Genomic DNA, 16,309 nt, shown 5'->3' on the forward strand with positions numbered 1-16,309 from the left:
ATGTCCGAGAACCACGACGCCATCGTCACCGACGCGAAGACCGACGAGGAGGTGCGCTGCCCGGTCGCCCACGGGGCCGCCCGGGCCCCGCACCCGACGCAGGGCGGTGGCAACCGGCAGTGGTGGCCGGAGCGGCTCAACCTCAAGATCCTCGCCAAGAACCCGGCGGTGGCCAACCCGCTCGGCGAGGACTTCGACTACGCCGAGGCGTTCCGCTCCCTGGACCTCCCCGCCGTCAAGCGCGACATCGCCGAGGTGCTGACCACCTCCCAGGACTGGTGGCCCGCCGACTTCGGCCACTACGGCCCGTTCCTCATCCGCATGGCCTGGCACAGCGCCGGCACCTACCGGATCAGCGACGGCCGCGGCGGCGCCGGCGCCGGCCAGCAGCGCTTCGCGCCGCTCAACAGCTGGCCGGACAACGTCAACCTGGACAAGGCCCGCCGCCTGCTGTGGCCGGTGAAGAAGAAGTACGGCCAGAGCCTGTCCTGGGCCGACCTGCTCATCCTGGCCGGCAACGTGTCCCTGGAGTCGATGGGCTTCGAGACCTTCGGCTTCGCCGGCGGCCGCGCGGACGTCTGGGAGTCCGAGGAGGACGTCTACTGGGGCCCGGAGACCGACTGGCTCGGCGACGAGCGCTACACCGGCGACCGCGACCTGGAGAGCCCGCTCGGCGCCGTCCAGATGGGCCTCATCTACGTCAACCCCGAGGGCCCCAACGGCAACCCGGACCCGATCGCCGCCGCCCGCGACATCCGCGAGACCTTCCGCCGGATGGCGATGAACGACGAGGAGACCGTCGCCCTCATCGCCGGCGGCCACACCTTCGGCAAGACCCATGGCGCCGGTCCCGCCGACCACGTCGGACCCGACCCCGAGGCCGCCGGCTTCGAGGAGCAGGGCTTCGGCTGGCGCAACACCTTCGGCACCGGCAAGGGCGCCGACACCATCACCTCCGGCCTGGAGGTCACCTGGACCACCACGCCCACGCGGTGGAGCAACGGCTTCTTCGACAACCTCTTCGGCTACGAGTGGGAGCTGACCCGGTCCCCGGCCGGCGCCCACCAGTGGAAGCCGAAGGACGGCGCCGGCGAGGGCACCGTGCCCGCCGCCCACGACCCGGCGAAGAAGATCGCCCCGTCGATGCTCACCACCGACCTGGCGCTGCGCCTCGACCCGGTCTACGAGCCGATCTCCCGCCGCTTCCACGAGAACCCGCAGGAGTTCGCGGACGCCTTCGCCCGCGCCTGGTACAAGCTGACCCACCGCGACCTGGGCCCGAAGTCGCTCTACCTCGGCCCGGAGGTCCCCGAGGAGACGCTGCTGTGGCAGGACCCGCTGCCGGAGCGCGCGGGCGCGCCGATCGACGCCTCGGACGTCGCGGCCCTCAAGGCCAAGCTGCTCGACTCGGGCCTGACCGTCTCCCAGCTGGTCACCACCGCCTGGGCGTCGGCCTCCACCTTCCGCCACAGCGACAAGCGCGGCGGTGCCAACGGCGCCCGCATCCGCCTGCAGCCGCAGCGCGGCTGGGAGGTCAACGACCCCGAGGGCCTCGCCCAGGTGCTCCGCGTCCTGGAGCAGGTCCAGGAGGAGTTCAACGCCTCCGCCGACCGCAAGGTCTCGCTGGCCGACCTCATCGTCCTCGGCGGCGCCGCGGCCGTGGAGAAGGCGGCGAAGGACGGCGGCCACGCGGTGGAGGTGCCCTTCACCCCCGGCCGGGTCGACGCGACCGACGAGCACACCGACGCCGAGTCCTTCGAGGCCCTGGAGCCGGTCGCCGACGGCTTCCGCAACTACCTCGGCAAGGGCAACCGGCTGCCGGCCGAGTTCCTGCTGCTCGACCGCGCCAACCTGCTCGGCCTGAGCGCCCCGGAGCTGACCGTCCTCGTCGGCGGCCTGCGCGTCCTCGGCGCCAACCACCAGGGCTCGCGGCACGGCGTCCTCACCGAGCGGCCCGGCACCCTCACCAACGACTTCTTCGTCAACCTGCTCGACCTGGGCACGACGTGGAAGTCCACCTCCGAGGACCAGAGCGCCTTCGAGGCCCGGGACGCCGCCGGCCAGGTGAAGTGGACCGGCACCCGCGCCGACCTGGTCTTCGGCTCCAACTCCGAACTGCGCGCGCTCGCCGAGGTCTACGCCTCCGACGACGCCTCGGAGAAGTTCACGCGCGACTTCGTCGCCGCGTGGGCCAAGGTCATGGACGCCGACCGGTTCGACGTCCGCGCCTGATCCGCCGATGCCCGGGCCGACCCGCCGCGGCCGGCCCGGGCACTCCGTCCACCGCAGCGGCGTCACGTCTCTGACCGGCGGAAACGTGGTTGCGGCCGGGCGGGGCCGGTGCTGAGATGGCGCGATGCGACAGGAGACCGGCCCGGACGCGGACCGGGGGAATCACCAGGACGCCGTGACCCCGTGGGAGGACCCGGAGTGGCGGGCGGCGGCCGGGGAGTGGGTGGAGCGCGTCCTCGCCGAGCACGGCCTGCGGACCACCGGACCCTGGCGGGTGCGGCTGCGGCCGTGGTCCGTGCTGGCGCGGCTCCCGCTCGGGGAGCGGGACGCGGTCTGGTTCAAGGCCAACCCGCCGGCCAGCCGTTTCGAGGGCGCGCTGACCGAGGCGCTGGCCCGCTGGGTGCCCGGGCACGTCCTGCGCCCGCTGGCCGTCGACGCCGGCCGCGGCTGGGCGATGCTGCCCGACGGGGGAGAGCTCTTCCGTGACGCGCTCGCCCGCGAACCGGTCGAGGCCGCGGAGTGGGAGGCGCTGCTCGGCCAGTACGCCGGTGTGCAGCGCGCCCTGGAACCCCGCGCGGGGGAGATCGCCCGGCTCGGCGTCCCCGACGCCACACCCGCCGCCCTGCCCGGTGTCCTCGAGCGGCACCTCTTCGAGGACACCGTCCTCGGCCCGGACGACCGCGCCGCCCTCGACCGGCTCCGGCCCCGACTCGCCGACTGGTGCGCGGAGCTGGCGGCGGTCGGCGTCGCGGACACCCTGGACCACGCCGACCTCCACGACGGCCAGCTCTTCCGCCCCGCGCCGGGCCGGTTCACCTTCTTCGACTGGGGCGACGCGGTGCTCTCCCACCCCTTCTGCAGTCTGCCGGTGCCCGCCCGCAAGGCCGTCGAGCGGTACGGCCCCGAGCTGCTGCCGCGGCTGCGCGACGCCTACCTGGAACCCTGGACCGGCGCCGGCACGAGCGCCGCCGGGCTGCGGCGCGCGGCGCGCCTCGCCTGGCGGCTGAGCGCGGTCGTCCGGGCCGGCTCCTGGGGCCGCCTGTTCCCCACCGCGCCGGGCGCCGCCCCCGCCGCCGCGCGGGCCCGCACCCTGCTGGAGCTGCTGGCGGAGCCGCCCCTGTAGGAGCGGCGTTGTCAGTGGCGGATGCGAGGCTGGGGATCATGGATGAGGCGGAGTTCATGCGCGGCCGGGTCTACGGCGCCGACCACGACGACCCCGGTCCGCGCGCCGGACGGATGTACGTCCAGCTGGTGGGTGGCCCGCTGGACGGCCTGCTCCTCGACGTCACTGAGCTGCCGGGCCGTGCGCGGGGCGGTGAGGTGGAACTGGTGACGGAACTGGGCCGGTACGGCGCGGGTGGCCGTGCGGTGTATGCGCCCCGGACTGCTGACGCCGTCCATTTCGACTGGCGCGGCGACCTCCCCTGACGCCCCGACCCACGCGGCTGCGGGCAGTCGTGCGACACCGCACCGCGCCGGGTTGCGCCAGCCCCCGGGGGCACGCCCGTCGTGGCTGGCCGCGCGGTTCCCCGCGCCCCCAGGGGTTGCCGTCCCGCCGGCCGCAAGGGCACCCCGCCGCGCCCTTGGGCGTCGCGGTCCCGCCGGCCGCAGCGGCAGCCCACCCCGCCCCGGGCCAATCCGTACCGGCCCCGGCACCGGATCACCGACGTGAGTGACGAAGCGCAGGCCCCCCGAAGCCCCGGCGGCCCGACCCGCCTTGAGGACACGCCCCGGTCCCCGCAGTGGTGGGCCCGCAGAGCCCTCGCCGCGCTGAGCGGCCTGCTGGCCGGCGCCGCCGCCCTCGGTGTGGCCGAACTGGCGGCGGCCGGCGTCCGCCCGGAGGCGGGGCCCGTCGTCGCGGTCGGCGGCGCGGCCATCGACCGCACACCGGCGCCCCTGAAGGAATGGGCGATCCGCAACTTCGGCACCAACGACAAGCTGATCCTCCAGCTGGGCATCCTCGCGGTGCTCGCCCTGTGCGCCTGCGCCCTCGGCCTGCTCGCCCTGCGCCACCGCCGCACCGGAGCCGCCGGCGTCCTCCTCTTCGGCGTGGTCGGCGCCCTGGCCGCCACCGGCCGGCCCGACTCCACCGGCTTCACCGACGCCCTGCCCTCCGTGGTCGGCGCGATCGCCGGCGCCGCAGTCCTGTACCTCCTCGCCGACCGCCTGCGGACACCCGCCCCGGGACAGAACGGGGCGTCGGACGGCGGCGGCTGGGACCGGCGCCGCTTCGTCATCGCGGCGACCGCCGCGGCAGCGGCCTCCGCGGGCGCGGGCGCCCTCGGCCGGGCCCTGAGCGGCGTGGGCGGACGCGCCGCCGTCGCCTCCCGGCAGGACGTCCGTCTCCCCGCGCCCGCCTCACCCGCCCCGGCGATTCCCCGGCGGGCCCAGGTCAGGGTGGCCGGCGTCAGCCCGTTCACCACGCCCAACGACGACTTCTACCGCGTCGACACCGCCCTCGTCGTGCCCAAGGTGGACGCCGGTGCCTGGCGGCTGCGCATCCACGGCAAGGGGGTCGCCCGAGAGCGGACCCTCACCTTCGACGACCTGCTGCGGCGCCGGCTGATCGAGCGGGACATCACCCTCACCTGCGTCTCCAACGAGGTCGGCGGCGGCTACGCCGGCACCGCCCGCTGGATCGGCGTCCGCCTCGCCGACCTGCTCGCCGAGTGCGGCGTCCGCCCGCCCTCGAAGGGCGGTCCCGCCGACCAGCTCGTCGCCCGCTCCGTCGACGGCATGACCATCGGCAGCCCCGTCGAGGACCTCATGGACGGCCGCGACGCCCTGCTCGCCGTCGGCATGAACGGCGAACCGCTGCCCTTCGCGCACGGCTTCCCGGTCCGCATGGTGGTGCCCGGCCTCTACGGCTACGTCTCCGCCTGCAAGTGGATCGAGGACATCGAGCTGACCACCTTCGACGACTACGACGCCTACTGGGTCAAGCGCGACTGGGCGCGCGAGGCGCCGATCAAGACGCAGTCCCGGATCGACACGCCGAAGCCCTTCGCCCGCCCGGCCGCCGGCACGGTCATGGTGGCCGGCGTCGCCTGGGCCCAGCACCGGGGCATCGACAAGGTCGAGGTGAAGGTGGACGACGGCCCTTGGCAGGAGGCCGTACTCGCCGCCGAGACCTCGCGCGACACCTGGCGCCAGTGGTCCCACGCCTGGCGCGCCACCAAGGGCACGCACACCCTCACCGTCCGGGCCACCGACCGCACCGGCGAGACCCAGACCGAGAAGCGCGCCGCCCCGATCCCGGACGGCGCCTCCGGCTGGCACTCGGTCGTCGTGACGGTGGACTGACGGCGGCGCGTCACCCCCGGGCCTGACGACAGCGCATCACCCCCGGGGCGACTTTGTCTCCCGGGGAGAAGAAGATTCGAGATCTTGCGCGAAAGGGGTTACGGCCCCGGACCAAGCCCGCTAACTTCCTTGAAATGAACCGGTCATGAGCGCCCCCCCCCGGGGCCCGACGGACCGGTGCCCGACGGCGCGACGGCGCGCGCCCGTACGTCAGTAACTCCCTCCACGGCAGGCCCGTACCGCCTGCCGCCACCCCACTGCCCCGGGAGAACTCTGTGCGCACGAGACCGCTCGGACACAGACGTGTCCGTACGCTGCTGACGGCCGTGGCGTGTGCCATGGGCCTGGCGCTGCCGCTCAGCCCGGCCGCCGCAGCCCCCGACCACGCCCCGGGCGTTCCCGTCGCCCCGGCCGGCGCCTCGGGGGCCGCGGCGGCCGACGACTTCCAGCAGGTCACCCTCGCCAAGGGCGTGGCCGAGACGGGCGAGCCGATGACCCTCGCGGTGCTGCCGGACCGCTCGGTGCTGCACACCTCGCGCGACGGCACCCTGCGCCGCACCGACGCGGCCGGCACCACCACCGTCGCCGGCACGCTGCCCGTCTACAGCCACGACGAGGAGGGCCTCCAGGGCGTCGCCGCCGACCCCGGCTTCGCCGCCAACCGCTTCGTCTACCTCTACTACGCGCCCAAGCTGAGCACCCCGGCAGGCGACGCCCCGGCCGACGGCACCGCCGCCGACTTCACCCCCTTCGACGGGGTCAACCGGCTCTCCCGCTTCGTCCTCAAGACCGACAACACCCTCGACCTCGCCAGCGAGAAGAAGATCCTCGACGTGCCCGCCTCGCGCGGCCTGTGCTGCCACGTCGGCGGCGACATCGACTTCGACGCGGCCGGCAACCTCTACCTGTCGACCGGCGACGACTCCAACCCCTTCGCCTCCGACGGCTACACCCCCATCGACGAGCGCGCCTCGCGCAACCCGGCCTACGACGCCCAGCGCTCGGCCGGCAACACCAACGACCTGCGCGGCAAGATCCTTCGCGTCAAGGTGAACGCCGACGGTTCGTACACGATCCCGTCCGGCAACCTCTTCCCGTCCGGCACCGCGAAGACCCGGCCCGAGATCTACGCCATGGGCTTCCGCAACCCCTTCCGGATGAGCGTCGACAGGCCCACCGGCACCGTCTACGTCGGCGACTACGGCCCCGACGCGGGCACCGCCAGCGCCACCCGCGGCCCGGCCGGCCAGGTCGAGTTCAACCGGATCACCAAAGCCGGCAACTTCGGCTGGCCCTACTGCACCGGCAAGAACAACCCGTACGTCGACTACGACTTCGCGACGAACACCTCGGGCGCCACCTTCAACTGCGCCGCCCCGAAGAACACCTCCCCGCGCAACACCGGCCTCACCGACCTGCCGCCGGTCCAGCCCGCCTGGATCCCCTACGACGGCGGCTCCGTACCGGAGTTCGGCAACGGCTCCGAGTCCCCGATGGGCGGCCCGGTCTACCGCTACGACGCCGCCTCCACCTCGGACGTGAAGTTCCCGCAGGAGTACGACGGCGACTTCTTCGCCGGCGAGTTCGGCCGCCGCTGGATCAAGCGCATCGAGGCGACCGGCGACGGCACCGTGCAGTCGATCAACGCCTTCCCCTGGACCGGCACCCAGGTGATGGACATGGCCTTCGGCCCGGACGGCGCCCTCTACGTCCTCGACTACGGCACCGGCTACTTCAACGGTGACGCCAACTCCGCCCTGTACCGCATCGAGCATCTGACGAACGGCCGCGCGCCGCTCGCCGAGGCCAAGGCCAATGTCACCTCGGGCAAGTCCCCGCTCGCCGTCGCCTTCTCCTCGGCCGGCAGCAACGACCCCGACGGCGGCGCCCTGAGCTACGCCTGGACCTTCGGCGACGGCGGCACCTCCGCCGCGGCGAACCCCTCGCACACGTACACCGCCAACGGCCAGTACACGGCGACGCTCAAGGTCACCGACCCGACCGGCAAGACCGCCACCGCCTCCGTGCAGATCACCGTCGGCAACACCGCCCCCACGGTGCGCCTCGACACGCCCCTCGACGGCCGGATCTACGACTTCGGCGCCGCCATCCCCTTCAAGGTGACGGTCACCGACCCCGAGGACGGCACGATCGACTGCGCCAAGGTCAAGGTCACCTTCATCGTCGGCCACGACAGCCACGGCCACCCGCAGACCTCGGCCACCGGCTGCACCGGCACCCTGCAGACCCTCGCCGACGGCGAGCACGACCCGAACGCCAACATCTTCGGCGTCCTGGACGCCGAGTACACCGACAAGGGCGCGAACGGCCAGCCCGCGCTCACCGCGCACGACCAGCACATCACCCAGCCCAGCCACCGGCAGGCCGAGCACTACGGCGACTCCGCCGGGGTCGGCGTCATCAACCACACCGCCGCGCACGGCGGCAAGACGGTCGGCAACATCGAGAACGGCGACTGGATCTCCTATAAGCCGTACGCCCTCGACAACGCCACCGCCTTCACCGCCCGGGTCTCCTCGGCCGGCGCCGGCGGCACCCTGGAGGTGCGGGCCGGCTCCCCGACCGGCACCCTGCTCGGCACCGCGACCGTGCCGGTGACCGGCGACTGGGAGACCTTCCAGGACGTCACGGCCCCGCTGAGCAACCAGCCCGCCGGAACCACCACGCTCTACCTCGTCTTCAAGGGCGGCAGCGGCGCCCTGTTCGACGTGGACGAGTTCTCCTTCGCCACCCCGACCGGCGGCGGCAGCCGCACCGGGGAGGTGAAGGGGGTCAACGGCAAGTGCCTGGACATCGACGGCGGGAACACCGCCGACGGCACGAAGGCGCAGATCTGGACCTGCAACTCGACCACGGCCCAGCGCTGGACGGTGGGGTCCGACGGCACGCTGAAGGCGCTGGGCAAGTGTCTGGACATCGCCGGTGGTGGCACCGCCGACGGGACGAAGATCCAGCTCTACACCTGCAACGGGACGGCCGCGCAGAAGTGGGCGGCCCAGTCCGACGGCACGGTGCGCAACCCGCAGTCCGCCAAGTGCCTGGACGCCTCGGGCGGCACCTGGAACGACGGCACCCCGGTCCACCTCTGGACCTGCCACGCCCAGGCCAACCAGAAGTGGACCCTGCCGTAACCCCTGCTGACGAAAGGAGGCGACCCACGATGCGCACCCCCTGGAAAGCGGCCCTCGGACTGATCGCCGGCGCCGTGCTCTGCCTGAGCCCGCAGGCCGCGGCCCTGCCCGGCACCGCCCCGCACCCGGCCCCCGCGGCGCCGGCGGCTGCGGCGGCCGACCCGGCGTACAAGATCCTCGTCTACTCCCGGACGGCGGGCTTCCGCCACTCCTCCATCGACGAGGGCGTCACCGCCCTGCGCGAGCTGGGCGCGCAGAACAACTTCACCCTCGACGCCACCGAGGACCCGACCGCCTTCACCGCCGCCAACCTGGCGAAGTACAAGGCGGTCGTGTTCCTGTCGACCACCGGCGACGTGCTGGACGCGGGCCAGCAGACCGCCTTCCAGCAGTACCTGGGCGCCGGCGGCGGCTACGTCGGCATCCACGCCGCCGCCGACACCGAGTACGACTGGCCCTTCTACGAGGGTCTGGCCGGCGCCTGGTTCCAGTCCCACCCCGCCATCCAGTCCGCCACCGTCAAGGTCGAGGACCGGGCGCACGACGCCACCGCGCACCTCGGCGCCACCTGGCAGCGCACCGACGAGTGGTACAACTACCGCACCAACCCCCGCACCACCGCCCACGTCCTGGCCTCCCTCGACGAGTCCAGCTACTCCGGCGGCTCCATGAACGGGGACCACCCGATCGCCTGGTGCAAGGATTACGCGGGCGGCCGGGCCTTCTACACAGGCGGCGGTCACACCGAGGAGTCCTTCGCCGACCCCGCCTTCCGCCGGCACCTGCTCGGCGGCATCCGCTGGGCGTCGGGCAACACGGAGGCCGACTGCCGACCGGAGACCGGCTACACGCCCCTGTTCGACGGCACCTCGACCACCGGCTGGAAACAGGCGGGCCCCGGCGGCTTCACCCTCGCCGACGGCACCCTCACCTCACAGGGCGGCCTCGGACTGCTCTGGTACAACGCCAAGGAAATCACCGGCGACTACTCCCTCAAGCTGGACTGGAAGGCCGCCGGCGACGACAACTCCGGTGTCTTCGTGGGCTTCCCGGCCTCCGACGACCCCTGGTCCGCGGTGAACAACGGCTACGAGATCCAGATCGACGCCACCGACACCCCCGACCGCACCACGGGATCCGTCTACGGCTTCAAGTCCGCCGACCTCACGGCCCGGGACGCGGCGCTGAACCCGCCGGGGGAGTGGAACACGTACGAGATCAAGGTCACCGGGGAGCGCCTGGAGATCTACCTCAACGGACGGAAGATCAACGACTTCACCAACACCGACCCCGTCCGCAGCCTCAAGCAGGGCTACATCGGCCTCCAGAACCACGGCGACGGCGACGACGTGTCCTTCCGCAACGTCCGGATCAAGCAGGCCGGGACCCCGCCGCCCGGGCAGCGCACCGGGGAGGTGAAGGGGGTCAACGGCAAGTGCCTGGACATCGACGGCGGGAACACCGCCGACGGCACGAAGGCGCAGATCTGGACCTGCAACGGGACCGCTGCCCAGCGCTGGACGGTGGGGACGGACGGCACGCTGAAGGCGTTGGGCAAGTGCCTGGACGTGGCCGGCGGCGGGAGCGCCGACGGCACGAAGATCCAGCTCTACACCTGCAACGGCTCGGGCGCGCAGAAGTGGGCGGCCCAGTCCGACGGCACGGTGCGCAACCCGCAGTCCGGCAAGTGCCTGGACGCCTCGGGCGGCACCTGGAACGACGGCACCCCGGTCCATCTGTGGACCTGCCACACCGGCCCCAACCAGAAGTGGACCCTGCCCTGACTCCGCGGCCTCGTTCGACCCGTCGAACGGTGATCCGCTTGTCAAACATTTGACCCATGTGAGCTGCGTTACACGGGAAGGCTCAGGGGGCCGGGCGTCTTCGCCCGGCCCCCCACGGAGGAGGACTTCACGTGTCCGCACCCACGGCACCTCCCGCACCGCCCCTCAGACACCGCGTCAGGAAGTGGGCGTCGGCCGCCACCTCGGCCCTCACCCTCACCGCCGCCGTCCTGATCTCCGGCACCCAGGTCTCCCAGGCCGCGAGCACGCTGCCCTGCGACCTGTACGCCGGCGGCGGCACCCCCTGCGTCGCCGCGCACAGCACCACCCGGGCGCTGTACGCGTCGTACAACGGGCCGCTCTACCAGCTCAGGCGCGCCTCGGACAACGCCACCCGGGACGTCGGGCTGCTGAGCGCGGGCAGCTACGTCAACGCCGCGACGCAGGACGCGTTCTGCGCCGGCACCAGCTGCGTCATCTTTACGATCTACGACCAGTCGGGACGCGGCAACCACCTCACCCAGGCGCCCCCGGGCGGCTTCAACGGGCCGGCGCCCGGCGGGTACGACAACCTCGCGGACGCGGCGGCGGCCCCCGTCACCGTCGCCGGCCACAAGGCGTACGGCGTCTTCGTCGCCCCCGGCACCGGCTACCGCAACAACCGCACCAACGGCGTCGCGACCGGCGACAACCCCGAGGGCATGTACGCGGTCCTCGACGGCACGCACTACAACGGCGGCTGCTGCTTCGACTACGGCAACGCCGAGACGACCAGCCACGACGACGGCAACGGCACGATGGAGGCGCTCTACTTCGGCACCAGCAAAGGCTGGGGCTACGGCGCCGGACCCGGGCCGTGGGTCATGTCCGACCTGGAGAACGGGCTGTTCTCCGGCCGGAGCACGCGGTACAACGCCAACGACCCCACCGTGAACAACCGGTTCCAGACCGCCGTGCTGAAGGGTGAACCGAACCACTGGGCCCTGCGGGGCGGCAACGCCCGCTCGGGCGGCCTCAGCACCTACTACGACGGGCCGCGTCCCGACGCCCCCGGCTACAACCCGATGAAGAAGCAGGGCGCCATCATCCTGGGCATCGGCGGCGACAACAGCAACGCCTCCGCCGGCACCTTCTACGAGGGCGTGATGACGTCCGGCTACCCCTCGGACGCCACCGAGAACGCCGTCCAGGCCGGCATCACCGCCGCCGCCTACGCCCCCTACTCCAGCGGCGACCCCGGCTCGCTGAACCCGGGCTCACGGGTCTCCCTGCGGGCCACCACAGCCTGCTGCGGCGGCGACTACGTCCGGCACGGAGCCGCCGACACCGATGTCGTCATCGCGCCCGTGTCCGGCTCGAGTCCCGCCGCGGACAAGGCCGCCGCCACCTGGACCGTCCGGGCCGGACTCGGCAACAGCGCCTGCGTGTCCCTCGAGTCGGTCGACGCGCCGGGCCGCTACCTGCGCCACTACGACTACCGGCTGCGGCTCGACCCGAACGACGGCAGCGCGATCTTCGCCCAGGACGCCACCTTCTGCCCCCAGGCCGGGCACAACGGCCGCGGCTACTCCTTCCAGTCCGCCAACTTCAGCGAGAAGTACCTGCGCCACTACACCCTGGGCCTCTACATCGCGGCCAACGGCGGCACCAACCCCTGGGACAACGCGGGGCTCTGGAACGACGACACCAGCTGGATCCCTGCCTCCCCCTGGGCCTGACCTCTACCCCCTCTAGGAGTCGGCATGACCTTCACCCCGAGCCGCCGCGCCGTCCTGCGCGGCGCCTTCGCCGCCACCGCCGGCGCCCTCGCGGGGCCCGCCCTGCTGTCGGGCACCGCGCACGCCTACAACTGGACGCGCACCCTGAACCAGGGCGCGAGCGGCGCCGACGTGACGGAGTTGCAGATCCGGGTCGCCGGGTGGGCCGCGGACTCGGCCGCCCAGTCGCGGGTGAGCATCGACGGCGCCTTCGGCCCGGGCACGGCCGCCGCCGTCCGCCGCTTCCAGGCCGCCTACGGTCTGGCCGCCGACGGCAGCGTCGGACCCGCGACACAGGCCCAGCTCAACGCCCTGGAACAGTCCGACGGTTCGACCGCCCACTTCGACTTCAGCGAGTTCACCGACCGCGTCAGCGGCACCTTCAGCGGCGGCAAGGTGAGCGCGAGCGCCGCCAAGGAGAACGCCCGCCGGGCCATGTACAAGCTGGAGGCGCTGCGCAAGAAGCTCGGCAACGTCCCCGTCACCGTCAACTCCGGCTTCCGCAGCATCGCGCACAACGCCGAGATCGGCGGTGCGAGTGACAGCATGCACCTCTACGGCACCGCGGCCGACCTCGACGTCCCCGGCGTGGCCAACCGCACGGTCTACCAGAAGGCGGAGACCTGCGGCTTCTCCGGCCTGGAGCGCTACACCGCGGACCACCAGCACGTCGACAGCCGCGCCGACCTGGGCCGGGCCTGGTGGTGGGAGAGCGGCACCGTCTGAGGCCGGCCGTCGAGGACCGGGCGAGCGGTCATCGGACGACGGTCACCGGGCGGTCGCGGAGGCTCCGGCCTCCGCGGCCTCCCAGCCGAACCCGTCCGGGTCGGTGAGCGGCCCCGCGTCCCCGCCGAGGACCACCCGGTGCGAACCGGTGCCCTCAGGGTCCACCCCGAGGTCCTTGGCCAGGGCGCGCCGCCGGTACAGCGCCAGCTTCAGCGGGCCGGCCCCGGCCGCGAACTCCACGTACACCTTGGCGAAGCTCTTGGCCACGGTCAGGCCGTGCTCCACGTAGAACCGCTTGCTCGCGGCGATGTCGGCGACGCCGAGCAGCAGCACGATCTCGTCGATGTCCCGGGTGGCCGGGCCGGTGTCCTTCTTCGCCGAGCAGGCCACCTTCCAGATCGTGCCGTCCGGGTCCCGCACCACACCGCCGTACCCCCACAACGACTTCGCGGCGGGCTTGAGAACGGTGGCGCCGGCGGCGACGGCCGTGCCGAGCAGGCTGTCCACGGTGGACGGCTGGGACACCGTGAGTCCCAGGGTGTAGCCGCGGAAGCCGGTGGTCGGCGCGTCGGAGGCGCGCAGACCGATCGGGGCGTCCAGACCGAAGGACTCGGTCAGGAACCGACGGGAGGCCGCGGGATCGGCCACTTCGAGGGTGAGGGATGCGAGGAAGCTCATGCCGGCAACGCTAGGCGCGCCGCCACCACCGGGGCTTCTCGATTCCTGACCGCTTCGGCCCGCCGCCTCAGAACGACACCTCGCGCACCCCGGCCTGGCTGCGCGGCACCGTCGTCGCGGTGACCTCCGAGCGGTGGCGGCTGCCGGAGAACGTCACCGTCAGCTTCTCCGGCGCCTCCTGCCGGGTGCCCACCGTGAACCCCTGGTTCGGCACCGCCGAGATCAGGCACACCCCGCTCGCCCCGAACCGCACCGTCACCTTCCCGCCCTCCGACGGCACCGTGTACACCCCGGCCCCGCCCTCGCAGCCCTGGGCACCCCCGCCCGCCGGGGACGGAGCCGGAGCGGACGGGGCGGTCCGGGTGGGCGTCGGGCTCGGCGTGCGCGGCGCCCGCGCCGTGGGGGAGGGAGGCGGGGTACTGGGCCGCGCGCTGCTCGGCGAGGGGCTGGGCGCGGGCGGTGTGCTCGCGGCCGGCGTGGGGCGCGGAGAGGGCGTCAGTTCCTCCGGCGCCGACCGGGCGACCGGCGCGGTCGGCCGGGTCGAGCCCACCACGAAGTGGATGGTGATGATCACGGCCGTGACGCTGGCGGCGGTGCAGCACAGCCAGATGACCAGATAGCGCAGGAGGCGGGACACGACACCATAGTGGCGGACCGGCTAACGTGCCTGCCCATGGCCTCCGTACTTGTCGTCGAGGACGACCCCGTGATCCGGGCCGCGCTCATCGAGATCCTCACCGGGCACGGCCACGCGGTCCGCACCGCCCACCAGGGCTTCGAGGCGCTGCGCGAGATCACCCAGGCCCCGCCGGACATCGTCGTCCTCGACCTCGGGCTGCCCGACATCGACGGCATCGACGTGCTGCGGATGATCCGGGGCGTCTCCCGGGTCCCCGTCCTGGTCGCCACCGCCCGCGACGACGAGAGCGAGATCATCCGGCTGCTCAACTCCGGCGCCGACGACTACCTGGTCAAGCCCTTCTCCGGCGGCCAGCTCGCGGCCCGGCTCGGCGCCGTGCTGCGCCGCTCGGCGCCCGCCGACACCCCGGCCGCCCGGCAGCCCGCCCTCCAGGTCGCCGACCTGCGCGTCGACCCCACCGCGCGCACCGCGCACCTGGCCGGCCGCGAACTGACCCTGACCCGCCGCGAGTTCGACCTGCTCGCCTACCTGGCCGCCCACACCGACCAGGTCATATCCCGGCAGCGCATCCTCACCGAGGTGTGGCGCCAGCCCTACCTGGAGGAGCAGACCGTGGACGTCCACCTCTCCGCGCTGCGCCGCAAACTCGGCGAGAAGGCCCGGCGGCCCCGCTACCTGCACACCGTGCGCGGCATCGGCATCAAGCTGGTCGCCTCGCCATGAGACGCGCCCTGGCCGGCATCGCGCTGGCCGTCACCTCCATGGTGGCCCTCTCCTTCCTCGTCCCGCTCGCCCTCCTGGTGCGCGAACAGGCCCGCGACCGCGCCACCACCGCCGCCGAGCAGCGCGCCGCCGCCCTGTCCCCGGTGCTCGCCCTGACCACCCGGCGCGCCGACGTGCAGCAGGCCGTCGCCGAACTGGCCGCGCCCGACCGGCTCGTGGTGCGGCTGCCCGACGGCGGCTTCGTCGGCACCCCGCACGCTCCCGAGGGCACCCTCGACCGGGCCGTACGGGGTCGCGAGACCGTCGCCGTGGACACCGCGGACGGCTGGGTCTACCTCCAGCCCGTCGTGCTGCGCGGCGACCGGGTCGCCGTGGTGGAGGCGTACGTGCCCGCCGCCGACCTCACCCGGGGGGTCGCCGCCTCCTGGGGCGTGATGGCGCTGCTCGCCCTCGGCCTGGTCGGCGGCTCCGTGCTGGTCGCCGACCGGCTCGGCGCCCGCGTCGTACGCTCCTCGCGCGGCCTGGAGCGGGCCTCGCTCGCCCTCGGCTCCGGCGACCTCGACGTACGGGTGGCGCCCGACGGGCCGCCCGAGCTGCAGGAGGCGGGGGCCGCCTTCAACACCATGGCCGACCGGGTCGTCGACCTGCTCGCCGTGGAGCGCGAACTGGTCGCCGACCTCTCCCACCGGCTGCGCACCCCGCTGACCGCCCTCTACCTGGAGGCCGACCGGATGGGCGCGACCCCGGCCGGGCACCGGGTCACCGAGGCCGCCGCCCAACTGGAGAGCGAGCTGGACGCCATCATCACCGCCGCCCGCAGCCCGCTCGCCGCAGCGCCGTCCGGCGGCCCGGCCGCGAGCCCGGCGAAACCGGCCGACCTGGCCGAGGTGATCGCCGTACGCCTGGACTTCTGGTCGGTCCTCGCCGGCCAGCAGAACCGGCCCTACGAGCGCTACCTCACCCCGCGGCCGACCCCCGTCGCCTTCGCCGAGGACGACCTGGCCGCCGTCGCCGACGCCCTGATCGGCAACGTCTTCCGGCACACCCCGCAGGGCACCGGCTTCACCGTCCGGGTGGAGCGCGTCGACCGGTACGTGTTCCTCACCGTGGACGACGCGGGCCCGGGCGTCGCCGACCCGGAGGCCGCGCTCACCCGGGGCGTCAGCGTCGGCGGGTCCACCGGCCTCGGCCTGGACATCGTGGCCCGGGCGGCCCGCGCCGCCGACGGCGAGATGGAGATAGCCCGGGCGCCGCAAGGGGGCGCCCGGGTGAGGGTGTCGTTCCTGCTGACCGCCACCGGGGGCTGAGCCCCGC

12 protein-coding genes are annotated in these 16,309 nt (G+C 73.5%); 11 read left to right on the top strand and 1 reads right to left on the bottom strand.

All coding sequences use genetic code 11. The features are described 5' to 3' along the window. From katG to ACGFZL_RS16705, 8 genes are all read left to right on the top strand, one after another. Window positions 1–2,232, top strand: coding sequence for a catalase/peroxidase HPI (gene katG, locus ACGFZL_RS16670; RefSeq protein WP_393692288.1), 2,232 nt, complete (start codon window positions 1–3; stop codon window positions 2,230–2,232). A 124-nt stretch (window positions 2,233–2,356) separates the two neighbouring features. After that, the gene (locus ACGFZL_RS16675) at window positions 2,357–3,355 is read left to right on the top strand and encodes an aminoglycoside phosphotransferase family protein (RefSeq protein ID WP_393692290.1); all 999 of its coding nucleotides are present in this window, start codon (window positions 2,357–2,359) and stop codon (window positions 3,353–3,355) included. Between the two features lie 38 nt (window positions 3,356–3,393). Continuing rightward, entirely contained in the window at window positions 3,394–3,660 is a 267-nt protein-coding gene (locus tag ACGFZL_RS16680) for a hypothetical protein (protein WP_393692292.1), read from the top strand. Window positions 3,661–3,900: 240 nt separating this feature from the next. Beyond that, window positions 3,901–5,535 (top strand): sulfite oxidase, encoded by a 1,635-nt coding sequence (locus ACGFZL_RS16685; protein WP_393692294.1) that lies wholly within the window; start codon window positions 3,901–3,903, stop codon window positions 5,533–5,535. Window positions 5,536–5,810: 275 nt separating this feature from the next. Then, entirely contained in the window at window positions 5,811–8,687 is a 2,877-nt protein-coding gene (locus ACGFZL_RS16690; protein ID WP_393692296.1) for a lectin, read from the top strand. A 29-nt stretch (window positions 8,688–8,716) separates the two neighbouring features. Then, window positions 8,717–10,471 carry a lectin gene (locus tag ACGFZL_RS16695; protein WP_393692298.1) on the top strand — a complete coding sequence of 585 codons (1,755 nt, stop codon included), beginning with the start codon at window positions 8,717–8,719 and terminating at the stop codon, window positions 10,469–10,471. A 131-nt stretch (window positions 10,472–10,602) separates the two neighbouring features. Beyond that, window positions 10,603–12,189 carry an alpha-L-arabinofuranosidase B gene (locus ACGFZL_RS16700; protein WP_393692300.1) on the top strand — a complete coding sequence of 529 codons (1,587 nt, stop codon included), beginning with the start codon at window positions 10,603–10,605 and terminating at the stop codon, window positions 12,187–12,189. Window positions 12,190–12,213: 24 nt separating this feature from the next. Then, window positions 12,214–12,954 (top strand): D-Ala-D-Ala carboxypeptidase family metallohydrolase, encoded by a 741-nt coding sequence (locus tag ACGFZL_RS16705; RefSeq protein ID WP_393692302.1) that lies wholly within the window; start codon window positions 12,214–12,216, stop codon window positions 12,952–12,954. 42 nt (window positions 12,955–12,996) lie between these two features. Here the strand turns inward: ACGFZL_RS16705 and ACGFZL_RS16710 are convergent, their stop codons facing one another. After that, window positions 12,997–13,632 carry a glyoxalase gene (locus ACGFZL_RS16710; protein WP_393692304.1) on the bottom strand — a complete coding sequence of 212 codons (636 nt, stop codon included), beginning with the start codon at window positions 13,630–13,632 and terminating at the stop codon, window positions 12,997–12,999. A gap of 119 nt (window positions 13,633–13,751) precedes the next feature. Here ACGFZL_RS16710 and ACGFZL_RS16715 point away from each other — a divergent pair, with 119 nt between their 5' ends. The 3 genes from ACGFZL_RS16715 to ACGFZL_RS16725 are packed head-to-tail and all read left to right on the top strand — an operon-like array spanning window position 13,752 to window position 16,302. Further along, on the top strand, window positions 13,752–14,252 hold the full coding sequence (locus ACGFZL_RS16715; RefSeq protein ID WP_393692306.1) for a hypothetical protein: 501 nt from the start codon (window positions 13,752–13,754) through the stop codon (window positions 14,250–14,252). Window positions 14,253–14,305: 53 nt separating this feature from the next. Next, the gene (locus tag ACGFZL_RS16720; RefSeq protein ID WP_393692308.1) at window positions 14,306–14,995 is read left to right on the top strand and encodes a response regulator transcription factor; all 690 of its coding nucleotides are present in this window, start codon (window positions 14,306–14,308) and stop codon (window positions 14,993–14,995) included. Further along, entirely contained in the window at window positions 14,992–16,302 is a 1,311-nt protein-coding gene (locus tag ACGFZL_RS16725) for an ATP-binding protein (RefSeq protein WP_393692310.1), read from the top strand. The genes ACGFZL_RS16720 and ACGFZL_RS16725 overlap by 4 nt, the downstream gene beginning before the upstream one ends. Window positions 16,303–16,309: the final 7 nt, after the last annotated feature.

The organism is Streptomyces sp. NPDC048182, from assembly GCF_043202555.1.
Classification (GTDB): domain Bacteria; phylum Actinomycetota; class Actinomycetes; order Streptomycetales; family Streptomycetaceae; genus Streptomyces.

Coding starts and splice junctions, on each gene's coding strand:
- katG (WP_393692288.1), top strand. CDS start 1: ATGTCCGAGAACCACGACGCCATCGTCACCGACGCGAAGACCGACGAG.
- ACGFZL_RS16720 (WP_393692308.1), top strand. CDS start 14,306: ATGGCCTCCGTACTTGTCGTCGAGGACGACCCCGTGATCCGGGCCGCG.
- ACGFZL_RS16705 (WP_393692302.1), top strand. CDS start 12,214: ATGACCTTCACCCCGAGCCGCCGCGCCGTCCTGCGCGGCGCCTTCGCC.
- ACGFZL_RS16710 (WP_393692304.1), bottom strand. CDS start 13,632: ATGAGCTTCCTCGCATCCCTCACCCTCGAAGTGGCCGATCCCGCGGCC.
- ACGFZL_RS16675 (WP_393692290.1), top strand. CDS start 2,357: ATGCGACAGGAGACCGGCCCGGACGCGGACCGGGGGAATCACCAGGAC.
- ACGFZL_RS16680 (WP_393692292.1), top strand. CDS start 3,394: ATGGATGAGGCGGAGTTCATGCGCGGCCGGGTCTACGGCGCCGACCAC.
- ACGFZL_RS16725 (WP_393692310.1), top strand. CDS start 14,992: ATGAGACGCGCCCTGGCCGGCATCGCGCTGGCCGTCACCTCCATGGTG.
- ACGFZL_RS16695 (WP_393692298.1), top strand. CDS start 8,717: ATGCGCACCCCCTGGAAAGCGGCCCTCGGACTGATCGCCGGCGCCGTG.